The 16724-nt window shown below is 64.8% G+C and carries 16 protein-coding genes; 6 read left to right on the forward strand and 10 right to left on the reverse strand.

The window, feature by feature from the left end:
- Positions 1-34: 34 nt before the first annotated feature.
- Positions 35-1006 (reverse strand): TRAP transporter substrate-binding protein, encoded by a 972-nt coding sequence (locus tag GGD67_RS21280; protein WP_179735620.1) that lies wholly within the window; start codon positions 1004-1006, stop codon positions 35-37.
- A 292-nt stretch (positions 1007-1298) separates the two neighbouring features.
- On the opposite strand from GGD67_RS21280, the gene GGD67_RS21285 reads away from it, so the two are divergent.
- Entirely contained in the window at positions 1299-2075 is a 777-nt protein-coding gene (locus tag GGD67_RS21285; protein WP_092261203.1) for a cyclase family protein, read from the forward strand.
- 10 nt (positions 2076-2085) lie between these two features.
- Here the strand turns inward: GGD67_RS21285 and GGD67_RS21290 are convergent, their stop codons facing one another.
- The 3 genes from GGD67_RS21290 to GGD67_RS21295 form a co-directional block, all read right to left on the reverse strand.
- The gene (locus tag GGD67_RS21290) at positions 2086-2814 is read right to left on the reverse strand and encodes a Crp/Fnr family transcriptional regulator (RefSeq protein WP_092260910.1); all 729 of its coding nucleotides are present in this window, start codon (positions 2812-2814) and stop codon (positions 2086-2088) included.
- A gap of 273 nt (positions 2815-3087) precedes the next feature.
- Positions 3088-3216 (reverse strand): hypothetical protein, encoded by a 129-nt coding sequence (locus GGD67_RS39790; RefSeq protein ID WP_283806129.1) that lies wholly within the window; start codon positions 3214-3216, stop codon positions 3088-3090.
- A 90-nt stretch (positions 3217-3306) separates the two neighbouring features.
- Positions 3307-4020 carry a helix-turn-helix domain-containing protein gene (locus GGD67_RS21295; protein ID WP_179735622.1) on the reverse strand — a complete coding sequence of 238 codons (714 nt, stop codon included), beginning with the start codon at positions 4018-4020 and terminating at the stop codon, positions 3307-3309.
- A 153-nt stretch (positions 4021-4173) separates the two neighbouring features.
- Here GGD67_RS21295 and GGD67_RS21300 point away from each other — a divergent pair, with 153 nt between their 5' ends.
- Positions 4174-4491: a c-type cytochrome gene (locus tag GGD67_RS21300; RefSeq protein WP_092260908.1), complete on the forward strand. Its 318-nt coding sequence runs from the start codon at positions 4174-4176 to the stop codon at positions 4489-4491.
- 6 nt (positions 4492-4497) lie between these two features.
- Here GGD67_RS21300 and GGD67_RS21305 read toward each other — a convergent pair whose 3' ends face one another.
- The 3 genes from GGD67_RS21305 to GGD67_RS21315 are packed head-to-tail and all read right to left on the reverse strand — an operon-like array spanning position 4498 to position 7511.
- On the reverse strand, positions 4498-5601 hold the full coding sequence (locus tag GGD67_RS21305; protein WP_179735624.1) for an ABC-type transport auxiliary lipoprotein family protein: 1104 nt from the start codon (positions 5599-5601) through the stop codon (positions 4498-4500).
- Positions 5602-5604: 3 nt separating this feature from the next.
- Positions 5605-6372: an ABC transporter ATP-binding protein gene (locus tag GGD67_RS21310; protein ID WP_018319256.1), complete on the reverse strand. Its 768-nt coding sequence runs from the start codon at positions 6370-6372 to the stop codon at positions 5605-5607.
- Between the two features lie 2 nt (positions 6373-6374).
- The gene (locus GGD67_RS21315; RefSeq protein WP_179735626.1) at positions 6375-7511 is read right to left on the reverse strand and encodes an ABC transporter permease; all 1137 of its coding nucleotides are present in this window, start codon (positions 7509-7511) and stop codon (positions 6375-6377) included.
- A gap of 174 nt (positions 7512-7685) precedes the next feature.
- On the opposite strand from GGD67_RS21315, the gene GGD67_RS21320 reads away from it, so the two are divergent.
- Positions 7686-7961 carry a hypothetical protein gene (locus GGD67_RS21320; protein ID WP_179735628.1) on the forward strand — a complete coding sequence of 92 codons (276 nt, stop codon included), beginning with the start codon at positions 7686-7688 and terminating at the stop codon, positions 7959-7961.
- A complete protein-coding gene (locus GGD67_RS21325) occupies positions 7962-8450 on the forward strand; it encodes a phage holin family protein (RefSeq protein WP_179735630.1) in 489 nt (162 codons plus the stop codon).
- Between the two features lie 11 nt (positions 8451-8461).
- Here GGD67_RS21325 and GGD67_RS21330 read toward each other — a convergent pair whose 3' ends face one another.
- Together GGD67_RS21330 and GGD67_RS21335 are read right to left on the reverse strand one after the other, a co-directional pair.
- The gene (locus tag GGD67_RS21330; RefSeq protein ID WP_179735632.1) at positions 8462-11155 is read right to left on the reverse strand and encodes a bifunctional acetate--CoA ligase family protein/GNAT family N-acetyltransferase; all 2694 of its coding nucleotides are present in this window, start codon (positions 11153-11155) and stop codon (positions 8462-8464) included.
- 66 nt (positions 11156-11221) lie between these two features.
- Entirely contained in the window at positions 11222-12061 is an 840-nt protein-coding gene (locus GGD67_RS21335; protein WP_179735634.1) for a universal stress protein, read from the reverse strand.
- Positions 12062-12255: 194 nt separating this feature from the next.
- Here GGD67_RS21335 and GGD67_RS21340 point away from each other — a divergent pair, with 194 nt between their 5' ends.
- Positions 12256-13788, forward strand: a complete 1533-nt coding sequence (locus GGD67_RS21340; RefSeq protein WP_179735636.1) for a bifunctional aminoglycoside phosphotransferase/ATP-binding protein — start codon at positions 12256-12258, stop codon at positions 13786-13788.
- 25 nt (positions 13789-13813) lie between these two features.
- Complete coding sequence (locus tag GGD67_RS21345; protein WP_018319249.1) at positions 13814-14785, forward strand: CHAD domain-containing protein; 972 nt, start codon at positions 13814-13816, stop codon at positions 14783-14785.
- Here the strand turns inward: GGD67_RS21345 and GGD67_RS21350 are convergent.
- Positions 14782-16635 carry an alpha/beta hydrolase gene (locus GGD67_RS21350; RefSeq protein ID WP_179735638.1) on the reverse strand — a complete coding sequence of 618 codons (1854 nt, stop codon included), beginning with the start codon at positions 16633-16635 and terminating at the stop codon, positions 14782-14784. The genes GGD67_RS21345 and GGD67_RS21350 overlap by 4 nt on opposite strands.
- Positions 16636-16724: the final 89 nt, after the last annotated feature.

Here is a 16724-nt window from a genome sequence, read left to right on the forward strand (position 1 = left end):
CCTTCGCGGCGACGCCGGACCCGACGCTGTGGTGTTACTTCGTGTCCTGGATACGCTTGACGAGGCCCTGCAGCTTCTCGTCGCCCGCGAACTTCTGGTACACCGGCTTCATCGCATCGACGAATTCCGCCTTGTTGGCGATCGTCACGACCTGAACGCCGGCGGCCTCGACGGTCTTGCGGGACGCCTGCTCACGCTCGTCCCAGAGCTTGCGCATGACGGGAACCGATTCCTTGGCCGCCTTGCGGACCATGGCCTGGTCCTCCTTGCTCAGCGTGTCCCAGACCTTCTTGGACATCACCAGGACTTCGGGCGCCAGGGAGTGCTCGGTGATGTTGTAGAACTTGGCGGCCTCGAAATGGCGCGACGACTCGTAGGAAGGCCAGTTGTTCTCGGCAGCGTCCACGAGGCCGGTCTTGAGCGCGGTATAGACCTCGCCATACGGCATCGGCGTCGGGTTGGCGCCGAGGCTCTGGATCATGCCGACCCACAAATCGGACTGCTGAACGCGGATCTTCAGACCCTTCAGGTCCGCGAGCGACTTGACCGGCGCCTTCACGGTGTAAATGGACCGGGCGCCGCTGTCGTAATAGGCAAGGCCGACCAGGCCCGCCGGCTCCATGGCCGCCAGGATCTCATCGCCGATCGGCCCGTCGAGGACGGTGCGCATGTGCTGGGTTTCGCGGAAGACGAACGGCAGGCACAGCGCGATGGTTTCCGGCACGAAATTGTTGAGCGGCGATGCGTTGATCCGCATCATGTCGAGCGCGCCGATCTTGAGTTGCTCGATGGTGTCCTTCTCGGAGCCCAGGGCTCCGTTGGGAAACACCTTTACGCCGAGCTTGCCGCCGCTCGCCGCCGCGAGCTGCTTGCCCATGAACTTGACGGCCTCGACGGTCGGGTAATCTGCGGGATGGACGTCGGCGGAGCGGAAGTCGCGTGCGGTCGCCAGCGGCGCTGAGAGCACCAATGCAACGGCTGCGACGATACCGGTGAGTGTCTTCATCTGGGCTTCCTCCTGGGTTGATTATGTCGTTGTCGGCAGGCTGCACGCCGCCTTGGGTCGCTCCCCTTCAGGTGTGAAGTCAAGCGCCAATGTCGTCCCTAGGGCGCGCGGCATTCCATGTCCAAGCCAAATCCGGCATTGATCGATGCAGCAGTTGCATCGATCAATCTGGCGCAATTCGCGTCGTTGTGGAAGCCGGCGGGACGGCTTGCGTCGCCGGCAGGTGACTTGACGCGCCCAAGACAGGCCCCTCAAGATGTCCGAAACAGCGGACTATCTCGAAGGAATGCCCATGCCGCGGAAGCTGATCGATATCTCGGTGCCGCTCAGAAACGACGTGACGGCCGATCCGCCGGGCAACCATCCGACCATCCAGTATATCGATCACCAGCAGGGCCTGCCCCGCATGCTGCAGTTTTTCGAGGGCCTCAAGGCGCAGGATTTGCCCGATGGCCAGGGCTGGGCCGTCGAGCAGGTCTCGCTGTCGACCCATAACGGCACCCATCTCGATGCGCCCTGGCACTTCCATCCGACGATGAACCGCGGCGAGCGGTCATGGACGATCGACGAGGTGCCGCTGGAATGGTGCTTTCAGCCCGGCGTGAAGCTCGACTTCCGGCATCTGCCCGACGGCTACGTGGCTGGTGCCGACGACGTCGAGAAGGAGCTGAAGCGCATCGGGCACACGCTGTCGCCGCTGGAGATCGTGGTCGTCAACACCAGCGCCGGCGCCAAATTCGGCAAGGCCGACTACGTCAATTCCGGCTGCGGCATGGGCTATGAAGCCACCATGTATCTGCTCGAACGCGGGGTGCGGCTGACCGGCACCGACGGCTGGAGCTGGGACGCGCCGTTCCTCTACACCGCGAAGAAATATGCCGAAACAAAGGATGCCGGCCTGATCTGGGAAGGCCACAAGGCGGGACGGCACATCGGCTATTGCCATCTCGAGAAGCTGCACAATCTCGACCAGCTGCCTTCGACCGGCTTCACGGTCTCATGCTTTCCGGTGAAGATCGAACGCGCCTCCGCGGGCTGGACCCGCGCGGTCGCGATCATCGAGGATTAAGACGGAGCGACTACTCGCCGTCGAGACCGCTCTCGGCGAGTTCGCGCAGCGCATCCGTATCGAGCACGACGATGGCGCCGTGCTCGAGCCGAACCCAGTTGCGGCCGGCCCAGGCGCGCAATTGCTTGTTGATGCTCTCGCGCGTCATCCCCACCATCTCGCTGATCTCCTGCTGCGTGATGGCGAGCGTGCCGCTGCCGGAGTCGAGCTTGCGCTCCTCGGTGAGACCGAGAAGTGCGCTCGCCAGCCGGCCCGGCAGATTCTGGAGGATGACCTGCTCGACCTGCTGGCTGGTCCAGCGCAGACGGGCGCAGAGCAGCTCGATGAATTTCATCGCCAGCGCCGGCTGACTCTTCACGAACGGCAGGAAGTCCCGGCGATCGATGATGTAGAGCTCGCAATTGGTGTTGGCGGTCGCATCGGCCGACCGGGGAGCGCCGTCGAGCACCGCGATCTCGCCGAAGATTTCTCCGGGACCGATCAGATTGAGAATGGCGTTCCGTCCATCGGGCGACGAGGAGGAAATCTTCACTGTCCCCGTGATCACCGCGAACAGATTGTTGCCGGGATCGCCCTTGGCAGCGATCGTCGCGCCGCGCTTCACGGTGGTGTGCTTGGCGTAGCGGCAAAGCTGATCGAGCGCTTCCGGCTCCAGATCCGCGAAGATCGGGTGCTTGCGCAGGACCGATAGTTTGTTGCCCGCCGACTGTCGGGGGTCGCCGGTCTTGTCCTGAGGCACGCCGCGGGGCTCCTAAGACTGCGAGGCACTGAGGTTCCTGCGTAGTCAACGTTATCAGGCTTTTCAACCGGAAAGCACCCGCGCGTTTTGTGGCAAATGCCGCGAAAAGGCCGCGTTCAAGCCGAAAGCCTGCATCCGAAGGCTGCGCCGATGCGGCCCGGTCGATGCAGAGTTGCAGGCAGCGCAAGCCGCGCTTGCGTTGAGGCGCTGGCGAAGGCCAAGCCGCCGAGCGTCGGCTGTTGGCGGGTCTGAGCGGATCAAGACCTCAGGAGGTCAGCGCTTGGAATCCGGATCGAGCCGGCCTGCACTGGTTTGCCGGTCTGCCCAGGCCAGAGCTGCGGCGAATGCGACGAAGATCGCGACGACGACGATGGTCACCAGCAACGCATCAGCGGGCATCATGTACCTCCCGGATTGTTGGAGCATTATTTGCTGCAGCCGCCCGGTGTCATTGATCGAGATCAAAAATTTCGGGGCGTTGCGGACGGACCATCAGGCTGCGGCCAGCGCCTCGGCACGGGCAGGATCGAGCAGGCTGATGCCGCCGTGAATGATCTCGATCACACCGTGACGCTCCAGCTTGGTGAAGGTGCGACTGACGGTTTCGATGGTCAGACCGAGATAGTCGGCGATGTCCTGACGGCTCATCGGAAGCGGAACGGTGTCGGACAGCCCCTTGAGCGCGACCTGCCGTTCCCGCCAGCCGAGCAGAAAGGTCGCGACCTTCTCGTCGGCCGAGCGGCGGCCGAGCAGGACCATATGGTCGCGCGCCTGGCTCAATTCGCGGATAGCCAGCTCGTTGATCCGCCTGAGTAGAAGCGGCCGGGCTTCGATGAAACGGCCGAACGGCGCCTTGGCGAACTGGCAGACGGTCACCGCGCCGATCGCATCGGCCGAAAAATTGTGCCGGCCCGATATGTTCATCCCGAGGAAATCGCCGGGCAAGGCAAAACCGACGATCTGCCGCCGGCCGTCGGGCAGCAGCTTGTACAGCCGCATGACGCCTTCGAGGACGTTGTAGAACGAGGTCGTGATGTCCTCCTCGGAGAACACGGTCTCGCCGGAGTCAAAATGAACGCGGCGTCCGAGATGCTCGAATTCCCTGAGCTCGGCCGCATCCAGCGACGAACAGACCGCCGCTCCACGTACGGCGCAATCGCTGCAGAAATGGCCGTTCGGCTCGATCGTGACCACGGAAGGCTTCATCCACCGCTCCCCGCGCCGGCTGCTCCCGACACCAGGCCGAGTCCACCGCGCGGGTGCATTTTACTGCACTGCGCCAAAGCCAATTGACAGAGATCAAATTTGAGCGGCGTCCCCGTCATATTCTGCGTACAGAGTTCGACGGGATCATTTTCCATGCTGCAAGCCGCCCTGCGTCACGGCCTGATCGGGCTACTTCTGATGATGCCGGCGCTGGCGGCCCCGACCGCCGAACAGCGCGGCAAGGCCTTCGCACGGGCCAATTGCGCACGCTGTCACGCGATCGACCGCGTCTCCCGCAGTCCGCTCGAGCGCGCGCCTCCGCTGCGCACGCTGCACCAGCGTTATCCGATCGAGACCCTTGGTGAGGCGCTGGCCGAAGGGATCTACACCGGTCACGACGACATGCCGGCCTTCGAGCTCAGTCCGGACCAGATCCACGATCTCCTGTCCTACCTGAAGACGCTGGAATAGAAGGCGTCACACCGCCTGCACGCTCCACCCGATCAGCTCCTTGGCGATGCGGCCAAAGGCTGCATCGAAGGCGGCGACTGCAGCGGCCGGCTCGACCTTGTCGAGCTTTTCGCTGGTCTCGACCAGTCGGGATGCCACCACCTTGCCGTTCTTGTCGACGATCCGCGCCGACAGTTCGATCTCCACCCGTGCCTCGCCCTCCGTGGCGATCCGAAAGCGCCGGATGTCGATCAGGAGCTGGTAATCCGCCTGACCGAGATCGCTCGTGCGTAGCGGGGCGTGGGCGATGTCGTAATTCTCGAAGCTGTCGATCAGGCGCGCCTGCACCAGTTTCGGAATGCTGTCGGCCCAGAGAAAATCCGCAAAACCCGGCCGGTCCCCGACGGGCGCGAACAGCATGCGCTGGGTCTGCAGCATTGCGACCGCGGTCGGCTCGGGAATGGCCAGGGAGGCGGAGAGCGTCTTGCCGGCCGGCTCGAGATTCTTCGGCGTACGCAGGTCGTAGGTGATTTTCTGCGCGGGCGTCCCACCGCCGGTCATCTTCTCCAGGCCCGCAATAATGCCGTCGAGCTTGCCGGTGTTGCGCGCGAGCCCGTCGGAGAACGTCTTGAAATTCGCGATGGTGTCCTTCAGTGGGCCCGAATTGTCCTGGAGCACCGTGTCGACCCGCCGCAGCGCATCGCGCGCCGCCTGCGTCATGCTCTGGCCGGCGCCGGCTTCGGCGATCAAGGTCACGGGCTCGCCTGCTTTGGCGACGATCGCGCCGCCCTCCAACGTCACCACCGGCACGCCGGTCAGGCCCTGGAATTCGAGGCCGACCCTGGTGTCGGAACGCACCGGGGTGGCGGTCGCAACCGAGATCGTCGCATTGACGAAGCGCGGGTTATCCGGCGCGAGCCCGAGCTGGGTCACCTCACCGACGCGGATGCCGTTGAACAGCACGCCGGCGCCGACCAGGAGGCCTGGGACCGGCCCCTGGAATTGCACATGATAGTTCGTGCGCGGCCCGATGCCGCCGGTGTTGTTCAGCCAGTAGACGAAGCCGAACACCGCGAGGATCGCGGCCAGCACGAAACTGCCGATCAGCACGTAGGGAGCGCGGGTTTCCATGTCTCATCTCATCTCGTGTTGCAGCATCTGCGAGCGCTTGCCGTGGAAATAGGCGCGCACCCAGGGATGCTCGGATTGCAGCAATTCGCGCATCGGGCCGATCGCCACGATCTTGCCGTCGGCGAGGGCGGCGACGCGGTCGCAGACCGTGGTCAGGCTCGCGAGGTCGTGGGTCACCATGAACACGGTCAGCCCCAGCGTCTTTTGCAGCGTCGTGATCAGCGCGTCGAAATCGCCGGCGGCGATCGGATCGAGACCGGAGGTCGGCTCGTCCAGGAACAGGATCGGCGGATCGAGCGCGAGGGCGCGCGCCAGCGCCACGCGCTTGGTCATGCCGCCCGACAGCTCCGCCGGATATTTGTCGGCGTCCTGGGCGCGCAAGCCGACCATCTCGAGCTTGGCGATCGCGATCTCGTCCATCAGCTCCTGCGACAGGACGAGATTTTCGCGCAAGGGAAACTGGACGTTCTGGCGGACCGTCAGCGAGGAGAACAGCGCGCCTTGCTGGAACAGGATGCCCCATGTCGTGGCGGCGCCGCGGCCGTGGCCGCCGGTGGGCTGCCCCATGACCTCGATGGTCCCACCTTGGCGCGGGATGAGGCCGATGATGGTGCGCATCAGCACCGACTTGCCGCCGCCGGACGCCCCCACCAGCCCGAGAATCTCGCCGCGGCGGACGTCGAGGGACAAATGGTCGAGCACGGTCTGGCGGCCGAATCCGACCACGAGGTCACGGACGCGGATCGCGAACTGGTCCTGCGATGCGTCCATCGTCACATTCCGATCGAGGCAAAGAAGATCGCGAACAGGCCGTCGAGCACGATCACCAGGAAGATCGACTTCACCACCGACGTCGTGGTCTGCCGCCCGAGCGATTCCGCGCTGCCCTTGACCCGCAATCCCTCGCTGCAGGCCACGATCCCGATCACCAGCGCCATGAACGGCGCCTTCAGGATGCCGACCTCGAAATGGGTGACTGAGATCGCCTCGTGCAGCCGGGCGATGTAGATCGCCGGCCCCATGTCGCCATAGAACTGCGCGACGAGACCGCCGCCATAGAGCGCGGCGATCGATCCGATGAAGGTGAGGATCGGCAGCGCAATGACCAGGGCCGCAACGCGCGGCAGGATCAGGACGTCGACGGGATCGAGCCCCATGGTCGAGAGCGCGTCGATCTCCTCGCGCATCTTCATCGAGCCGAGCTCGGCAGTGTAGGCGCTTCCCGACCGTCCCGCGACCATGATGGCGACGATCAGCACGCCGAGCTCACGCAGCACCAGGATGCCGACCATGTCGACGGTGTAGGACTCCGCGCCGAACCTGCGGAAGTGGAAGAAGCCCTGCTGCGCGATGATGGCGCCGATCAGGAAGGTGATCAGCGCGACGATGGGGATCGCCTGCCACCCGATGCGGTAGAGCTGATACACCAGCGAGGTCAGCCGCAGCGAACGCGGCCGGCGCAGCACGCCGATCGCGGCCATGAACAATGCGCCGAGCATCTGGAGGAAGATCGTGATGTCTTCCCGCGCATCGGCCGTGGACTTGCCAAGATCGCCCAGCCTCGCCAGCACCGGATTGGGCGCAGCCGTCGGGGCCGGCGTGTGGCGGTTGACCTGGCGCACCTCATCCAGCAGCCCGCTGAATTGATCGGCGACGCCGACGAATTCGGCCGATCTGCCCGATGTTGCGGCCCGGCGCGACAATTTTTCCAGGACCCAGGCACCGAGCGTGTCGAGCGCACTGACGCCCGACATGTCCAGGGTGACGACGCGCGAGCGATCGACGTCGGCACCGACCGACCGGGACAATGTCTCGAGCGTGACCACATTCGCGGCGGTCCAGGGCCCTTCGGGGCGCAGGTTCAGCGCGTCGCCGGACGGCGTCGCGAGCAACAGCGGTTCGTGGTTCACGCTTCCACCTCATCGGGACAATCGGTCCCCATTCAGACGGCATTTCTAGGCCAGCATATGGCGGCCGGCTTGACCTGTCTCAAGACCCGGACTGCGGCCACCGCTTGAGGCAAATCAAGCGCGAACGCACAGGTGCGCCTTAGGCTCGCTTTCATTCAATGGGGATAAGAGTCCATGTTCGACAGCGACAGGATGAGCGAAGAATTGCGGGCGCTGAAGGTTGATGTCACACGCTTGCTGAGCACCGCCGGCGAGGAGATGTTCGAGAGCTCGAAGGACCGCGCCGAGGCGCTCGCCGATCAGATCCGTGCCGCGCTGACCGAACTCGGCGAGACCGTGGACGAAGAGCAGGCGCAGCTCCAGGGTCTCATAGCGCAGCGTCCGATCACGTCGCTCGCCTCCGCCTTCGCGCTCGGCGTCGTTGTCGGCTTCATGCTGAGGAGACATTAGGTGAATACCGAGAATGTGGTCAAACATCTACGCGCGCTGTGGCGCACCGACAGGATCATCGCGGACATCAGGCTGCGCCATCTGCTTGTTGGCCTCGGCTTGCGTGCCTTTGCGGCGCTGATCGCGGCGTTCGGGCTTCTGATGCTGGAGCTGTCTGCCTATTTCGCGCTGGTGCAGATCTGGAGTGCGATTGCCGCGGCGGCCATCCTCGGCGCCGTCAATTTCGCCATCGCGGCCGCTCTCTTCGCGATCGCCGGCCGGGCTCCGTCAGGCCGCGATATCGAGCTCGCCAACGAGATTCACGACACCTCCATCGAAGCTCTTCAGCTCGAGGCGCGTGCGCTTCAGGCCCAGGTGTCGGGCGCGGTGCATCATCCGCTCAGCACGATCGTGCCGGTACTGGTGCCCTTGATCGCGATCATCATCAGGAACCTGGGGACGTCCTCCAAGTCGTCCGCCTCAGCGAATTCGGCTGAAGCGCGCTCCTGAAGCAGGGGCGCTCAGAGCTTCAATTTGACGTCGCAGATATCGGGCTCGGCCGGATCGGGCTTGACCTCGAAGCCGAGCTGCCGGCACATTTCGAGCATCACGCTGTTCTCCTTGAGCACGTCGCCCGAGATGACTTTCAGCCCCTCCGACCTGGCGTAGTTGATGATGAGCTGCATGAGCGCCCAGCCGAGCCCCCTGCCCTTGAGGTCGGACCGCAGCAGGATCGCGTATTCGCCGCTCTCGTAGATCGAATCCGAATGGAGCCGGACCACGCCGACCATTTCGCCGGTGGCCTCATCAAAGGCGATGAACGCCATCGCGCGCGCATAGTCGAGCTGGGTCAGGCGCGCGATGAACTCGTGGGTAAACTCCTTCATCGGTGCGAAGAAGCGCAGGCGAAGGTCGTGCGGCGTGACGTGACGCAGGAACTCGTGGATGGTCGGCTCGTCTTCGGGGCGCATGGGCCGCACGAAGATGCGCCAGTCGTCCTTGAGCTTGAGGCGGCGCTCCCATTGCGAAGGATAGGCGCGAACGGCGAAATTGGCCGGGCCGGAGCCGACAAACTTCCGCTGCGGCGGGCCGACGGCAACGCGGGCGTCGACCGCGGTCACGCCGGTTTCGTCCGCCAGCAGCGGATTGATGTCGAATTCGCGGATCTCGGGAATGTCGGCCGCCATCTGCGCCAGCTTGACCAGCACCATGGCCACGGCGTCCTGCTTGACCGCCGGCACATCACGATAGGCTTTTAGCAACCGTGACACGCGCGTGCGGTCGATCAAATCGCGGGCGAGCTGCAAGTCCAGCGGCGGCAGCGCCAGCGCCTTGTCGTTGATGATCTCCACCGCCGTGCCGCCACGGCCGAACACCACGACGGTGCCGAAAGTGGGATCGTTGGCGAGGCCCAAGATCAACTCGCGCGCCTTCGCCTTGACGACCATCGCCTGGACGATGACGCCGCCGATGCGGGCCTCGGGCCGCAGCTTTCTCGCCCGGGCGAGGATGTCTGAAGTGGCGGCCCGCACGGCCTCCGGCGTCGTCAGATTGAGCACGACGCCGCCGACATCGGATTTGTGGATGATGTCCCGCGACATGATCTTCAGCACCACGGTGCCGCCCTGCGCGAAGATTTCCTTCGCATAGGCCACCGCCTGCTCGACATCGGCCGCCGCATAGGTCGGCACCATCGCGATGTCGTAGGCCTCGAGCAGGTGCTTGATCTCGACAGGCTCGAGCCACTCGCGGCCATCAGCAATCGCGGCGGTGACGATCTGCCTCGCCCCCCTTGCATCCGGTACGAACGTATCGGGCATCGCGGGAGGAACCTGGCTCAGCTCCTCCACCACTTCACGGTGCCGGACCAGATGCATGAAGCCGCGCACGGCGTCGTCCTCGGTCGGATAGTTCGGCATACCGGCACCGGAAAGGGCCTGAATGATGTGCTGATCGGCGCCGACCCAGGCCGCCAATACGGGCTTGGCCCATCGGCGGTGCTGCTCGCGATATTTGCCGACGATCTCGGTCACGGTCGTGGCGATCTCGGCGGCCGAGGCGATCGCCGTTTGCACGTTGAGGACCAGGACCGCATCATTGTCGCGATCGGCCAGCAGCACCTCCAGCGCCGCCGCGTAGCGCGAGGCGTCGGCATCGCCCACGATGTCGACGGGATTTGCACCGGACCAGGTCGGCGGCAGAGCCGCATCGAGCGTCTTGCGCACCTCCGGTGAGATAGTCGCCGGAATTCCGCCGAGCTCGACCAATCGATCGACGGCGAGGACGCCGATGCCGCCACCGTTGGTCAGGATGGCGAGACGCTTTCCCGTCGGAGATTCGACGCGGCCGAGCGTCTCGGCGCAATCGAACAGCTCACGCAGATCTGAGACGCGCAGGACACCCGCGCGGCGGAACGCCGCGTCATAGACCGCGTCCGCGCCGGCGAGCGCGCCGGTATGCGTGGCGGCCGCCTTTGCGCCCTGCGCCATGCGGCCGGATTTCACCACGACGACGGGCTTGACGCGAGCGGCGGCACGCGCCGCCGACATGAACTTGCGCGCGTCCTTGATAGATTCGATGTAGAGCAGGATCGCGCGGGTCTTGTGATCCATCGCGAAATAGTCAAGCAGATCGGCGATGTCGACATCGATCTGATCGCCGATCGAGACGATGCCGGAAAAGCCGACGCCGCGCTGCGCAGCCCAGTCGACCATGCCGGCAGCGATCGCGCCCGATTGCGAGATCAACGCGAGGCTGCCCGCCCCCGGCATGTGTGCGGCAAAGCTGGCATTCAGGCTGACCCCGGGCATCATGATGCCGAGGCAGTTCGGTCCGATCAGCCGCATGCCGTATTTGCGGGCCGCCGCGATTGCAGCCTCGTGCAGAGATCCCGGTCCGTGGCCGAGCCCGGCCGAGACGATCAGCGCGCCCGCCGAGCCGCGACGCCCGGCCTGGTCGATGATACCGGGAATCTCGCGCGCCGGCGCGGTGATGACCACGAGCTCGGGCACGAAGTCCAAGCCGTCCAGGTTTTTCACCGCGGCGACGCCGCCGATTTCGGCATGGCGTGGATTGACGAGGCCGAACCGCCCCTTGAATTCGGTCTTGTGGATGTTTTCCAGAACGGCGCGTCCAACGGAGACCGGACGGGCGCTCGCGCCGACGAGCGCAACCGAACGCGGCGCCAGCAGATTGTTGAGACGATAGGTTGACATGAAAGCAAATGCGCCGGGTCAGCGGCGGTTCCGATGGTTGACGATCAGGCTGGAAAGATGGCGAGCCTAGTGCGAGATCATAACCCAGCACGGTGGCTGGCCAATGACGGTCTTTGTCACACCGCCCCACACGATCTCGTTCAGGCGTGAGTGATGGTAGGCGCCCATCACGATCGCATCCATGCCGTGGGAATTCGCCCAGCTTCCCAGCACCTTGCCGATCGAGCTGCCGTTGCCGGTCACCGTTTCGAAGGAGGCATAGACCCCGTGTTCCCTGAGATGATCGACGAGAGCCGCGCCGGATTGCACGACTGCGTCATCCCTGTCCTGCGTTACCGTCACCACACGGACCACGCTGGCAGCCTGAAGAATCGGCAAGGCGTCGCCGACCGCACGCGCAGCGCGGGCAGAATGATCCCAGGCGATCATGACGTTCTCGAATTCCGGCCGCAACTGCTCCGCATGCTGCTCCGGGCAGAGCAGCAGCGGCCGCCCGGATTCGAACAGGAAAGTTTCGATGATGTGCTCCGTTCGGCTGTCGTGCGGCTTCACGGGAAACAGCGTGAGATCGCTGAAACGGGCATGCTCGGCCAGGATCGCCGCGATCTCGTCCGCCGGCACCTTGCCCGTTCGGCTCTGGGCGCGGATGTTGGCGCGGGACGCCGCATTGGTGAAGGCATTGAGGAGCTGCTGCGTGTCGTTCGCCTCACGCGAACTGCCGGCCTCCGCGGAATCGCGGTCATGGGGCAGCATCACTTTCGGCCGCTCGAAAACGTCTTCCTCGAGCGCGAGCGCCGTGATCCTGGCGCCGAGGTCGGCGGCGACGGCCACACATTTCTCGATCGCAACCAGGGCCGATCCGCGCGGCTGGCCGACAAGCGGCAGAAAGACATCCTTGATGGGCATCGGGATTCTCCTTGGCCGCCACAATAGGCCGGCTTTGGTCGAGAGGCTTGATCCTCGTCAAGCCAAGAAAACCTCGTCCAGTCCACCAGTAACTGGCGTTAACCGACGTCAAGGACTGGCCGCGATCTGCTTCTAAGGATTACCTTGGTCGGCGGACGGGCCGCCTTCCGACGCATCTGGATGTGCCAGCGGGAATGACAAACGATTCTGCGACCCAGGACCGGATCTTTGCGGCTCTAACCGATTCTGCCGTGCATCCTGACGTGAGGCGGATCGATACGCACGCAGCTTCCGTGTTCCTCGACGGCAAGCGCGCGTTGAAGATCAAGCGCGCCGTGCAGTTTCCCTTCCTCGATTATTCGACGCTCGAGAAGCGCAAGGCGGCCTGCGAGGAGGAAATCCGGATCAACCGGCCGCTGGCGCCGCAGATCTACCACCGGGTCGTGGCGATCACCGAGGAGGCGGACGGCTCGGTGCAGGTCGACGGTCCCGGCCGGCCGATCGAGTATGCGGTGGAGATGGCGCGCTTCGACGAAAACCGGACGCTCGATCATCTGGCAAAGGCCGGCCCGCTGGATGCAGCCCTTGCCTCGGCTGCCGCCGACGCGATCGTCGCTTCCCACGGCGCGGCGACACGCGCCGACGGCGACGCATGGGTCGCCTCCATCCCCGCCCTGATCGACGGCAACAGTCACGGTCTGCGGACCGGCGGCCATTTCAACGCGGCAGACATCGAGAAGCTCGGCAAAGCCTCCCACGAGGCATTTTCGCGCGTTCGTCCGCTGCTCGCAGAGCGCGGCGGTCAAGGCTTCGTGCGCCGCTGCCATGGCGATCTGCATCTCGCAAACATCGTTCTGATCGATGACCGGCCGGTGCTGTTCGACGCCATCGAGTTCGATGCGCAGATGGCAACCGTCGACGTGCTTTACGATCTCGCATTCACGCTGATGGACCTGTTGCACCACGATCAGCCAGATGCGGCCAACATCGTCCTGAACCGCTATCTCGCCGTGACGCCGGCCGACAATCTCGACGCGCTCTCGGCCCTGCCGCTGTTGATGTCCATCCGGGCGGCGATCCGCGCCCAGGTAGCCCTGGCACGGCTGAAGCCGCCGCATTCCGATGACGCCGGCATCCTTGACCAGGCACAGCGTTATTTTGACCTCGCCAGGACGCTGCTCCATCCTGCCGCCCCGCGCCTGATTGCGGTCGGCGGCCTGTCAGGCACCGGCAAGACGGTCCTGGCGCTCGCGCTCGCGCCCGTCGTCGCACCGCCCCCGGGAGCAATCGTGCTGCGCAGCGACCTCGTCCGCAAGCAGATGTTCGGGGTCGAGGACACGCACCGCCTGCCGCCGTCCGCCTACACGCCGGAGCACGCGGCCCGCGTCTACGACACGCTGGTTCAGCACGCCCGGCGGGTGCTGGCGCAGGGCCATTCGGCGATCATCGACGGCGTCTTCGCCCGCGAGGACGAACGGGACGCGATCGCCACACTGGCGCGGGAGCGCAATGTGCCCCTGAACGGCCTGTTTCTGGTTGCGGACCTTGCGACCCGGCAGATGCGGATCGGAAGTCGCCGGGGAGACGCATCCGACGCCACGCAAGAGGTTGCTGCGCAGCAAGAGCACTATAATATCGGTCACGTCGGCTGGGCGACCATCGATGCATCCGGGACACAAGCGCAGACGCTCCAGAACTGCCGGGACGCGATCGCTGAAAGCAAATAAGGCAATCTGATTGGCGCGGACAAAGATGGCGCGACCCACCACGACCTCGACGGCCGTTCGCGCCACGCCGGCGGCGCGGCGCAATGCCCTGCCCGGCCGCCTCAGCCCCGGCATGGCCTGCGATACGGCGTTCCGCATCATCGCGCGCCGTCACCTCGATGCCGTGCTCGCCCAGCATGACGGCACCTGCCGCGGCGATCCCGACGCGCTGCACCAGATCCGGATCGCATTGACGCATCTGCGAACTGCCATCCGCTTCTTCTCGCCGATAGTCGACGACGCCCTGCGCCCGAAGGTCTGGGCCGAGCTAAAATGGCTGAACGGTCAGCTCGGCATGGTACGGGATCTCGACGTGGCGATCGAGCGGATCGTCGCCGAGAGTGGCGACAATCTCGCGGTGGTCGCCGAGCTTCAGCGTTGGGACGAAAAGCGCGCCGAGAGCCACCGCCTGCTGGCGCGCGCGCTGCAATCCGCGCGGTATCGCCGCCTTGTCGAGCAGACCTCGACCTGGATCGAGAGCGGCCCCTGGTCGACCCGGCGCAGCAAGGAAGCCATACGATTGCGCCGCTGCACGCTCGCCTATCACGCGACGGAGCGGCTGACCGAGTGGGAGACGGCGCTGCTCAAGAAGGCGCGAAAACTCCGCAAGCTCGACGTCGAGAAGCGCCACAAGCTGCGGATTCTCAACAAGCGGCTGACCTATTCGATCGAGTCGCTCCAGGACCTGTTCGCCGATGAATCGCTGACGAAACAGAAATCCATCCTCAAGAAATTGCGCAAGGCGCAACGGTCGCTCGGACGATTGAACGACGATGCGCGGGGACAGGCGCTGGCGGCGTCGTTGAACGGCGCCGGCGTCGAAGCCGGCAATCGATTCCGCAACCGCAAACGGGAAAAGAAGCTGTTGCGGACGGCGTCAACGGCCTACCGCAAACTGGACAAGACCAAACCCTTTCGCTCCTCGGACCTCGCACCGAATTCCGAGCCGGAGGTTTAAGTGTGGACGTAGTCCCCTGGCGCATCGGGCAGGCCGGGAGCGTCTCCAAGCCCGATCGGTGGCGGATCGCAAGGCGCGCCGGAGCGCGCCGCCAGCCATTTGGTCCATTCCGGCCACCACGACCCTTCAACGCGCGGAGCCAGCTTCAGCCACTCGTCCGCACCGACATAGGGCGCATCCTCGGCCTTGCTCAGCACTTGATAGCTGTGGCCGGGCTCGTCGGGAGGCGCGACGACGCCGGCATTGTGGCCGCCACTGGTCAACAGGAACGTCACGTCGGCATCGACCTGATAGTGAATCTTGTAGACGGATCGCCACGGCGCGACGTGATCGGCCAGTGTGCCGACCACGAACATGGGGGCGTGAATATCGGACAGCGAAACGTTCCTGCCGCCGACGTGATAGCGCCCGCCGGCCAGATCGTTGTCGAGGAACAGCTTTCGCAGATATTCCGAATGCATGCGGTAAGGCAGCCGCGTTGCGTCCGCGTTCCACGCCATCAGATCGCTTGGTGGCGCGCCCTCACCCATCAGATAGTCGTGCGACAGCCGCGACCAGATCAGTTCGTTGGAGCGCAGCAGCTGAAAGGCGCCGGCCATCTGGGTCGTGTCGAGGTAACCGCGCTGCCACATCATGTCTTCGAGAAAGGCGACCTGGCTCTCATTGATGAAGAGCGTCAGCTCTCCGGCCTCGGTGAAGTCTGTCTGGGCGGCAAGGAGAGTAACGGTGCCGAGGCGCTTATCACCGTCGCGCTCCATTGCGGCGGCAGCGATCGACAGCAATGTACCTCCCAGACAATAGCCGAGCGCATGGGTCTTCCGACCCGGAATAACGCGGCCGATCATGTCCAGCGCCGCCATGACCCCCAGCCTGCGATAGTCGTCGAAGGCGAGATCCCGATCCGCCGCATCCGGGTTGCGCCAGGAGATCGCGAACACGGTGAAACCCTGACCGGTCAGATATTTGACCAGCGAGTTCTGCGGCGAGAGATCGAGGATGTAGTACTTCATGATCCAGGCCGGCACGATCAGGATCGGCTCTGGTCGCACCTGCGCCGTGGTCGGACGGTATTGGATCAGCTCGATCAGCGCGTTACGGTAGACGACCTTGCCGGGCGACGCCGCCACCGACCTGCCGACCACAAACTGCTCGCCGTCCGCCAGTTTCGAGGCGGACAGCAGGCGCATCAAGTCGCTGCACCAGTTCTGCCAACCGAAGACAAAGTTCTCGCCGCCGCTTTGGAACGCCTTCTCCAGGACTTTCGGATTGGTCGCCGCGAAATTCGACGGCGCCAGCATGTCGAGCATCTGGCGCATCGAGAACTCGACGATGGCCTCATTGGCGTGCGACACGCCGCGCACGCCGGTCGCCGCGTCCCGCCACCAGCGCTCTGTGAGCAGAAATGCCTGCGCCAGCAGATTGAACGGCGCGGTCTCCCATTGCGGTCCGCTGAAGCGGCGATCGCGTCCCTGCGGCTGGATCACAGACCACGGCTTTTGCTCCGGTGACGCCGCGTGCGCGGCGGCTTCCGCCAGCCGGCCGGTGTCGCGCAGGATGCTGCGGACAATCTCCATCTGGCGCTGCGGCGCCGCAGCCAGATGCGAACTCCAGTCGAGCCAGGCGAGCGACAAGGCCAGCGGCGAAATCCCGCCTGTGAATCGCGCCAGCATCGCGTGAAATGCGCGGTCGAGAGGATATGGCTCCGATGCAGGCGGAGGATCGGCGGCGGCAGGCATTCCGGCGGGTGTTTCGGGGCTCACCGTCGAGGCTTCGGGAGCAGCGACGGAATTGACGGGAAGAGCCTGCGCCGCCGGCACTTCGGCCCGTGGAAAGATCTGCACGACGCTCATGGCTCAATGTTCCCGAGGGGCTTCTGGTCTACGTCGGCGGCAGGATATGACGAGGCTTCGCAGAGGCGTTGAGCTGCATCAAATCCGGG

This window comes from Bradyrhizobium sp. IAR9 (assembly GCF_013408065.1).
Classification (GTDB): domain Bacteria; phylum Pseudomonadota; class Alphaproteobacteria; order Rhizobiales; family Xanthobacteraceae; genus Bradyrhizobium.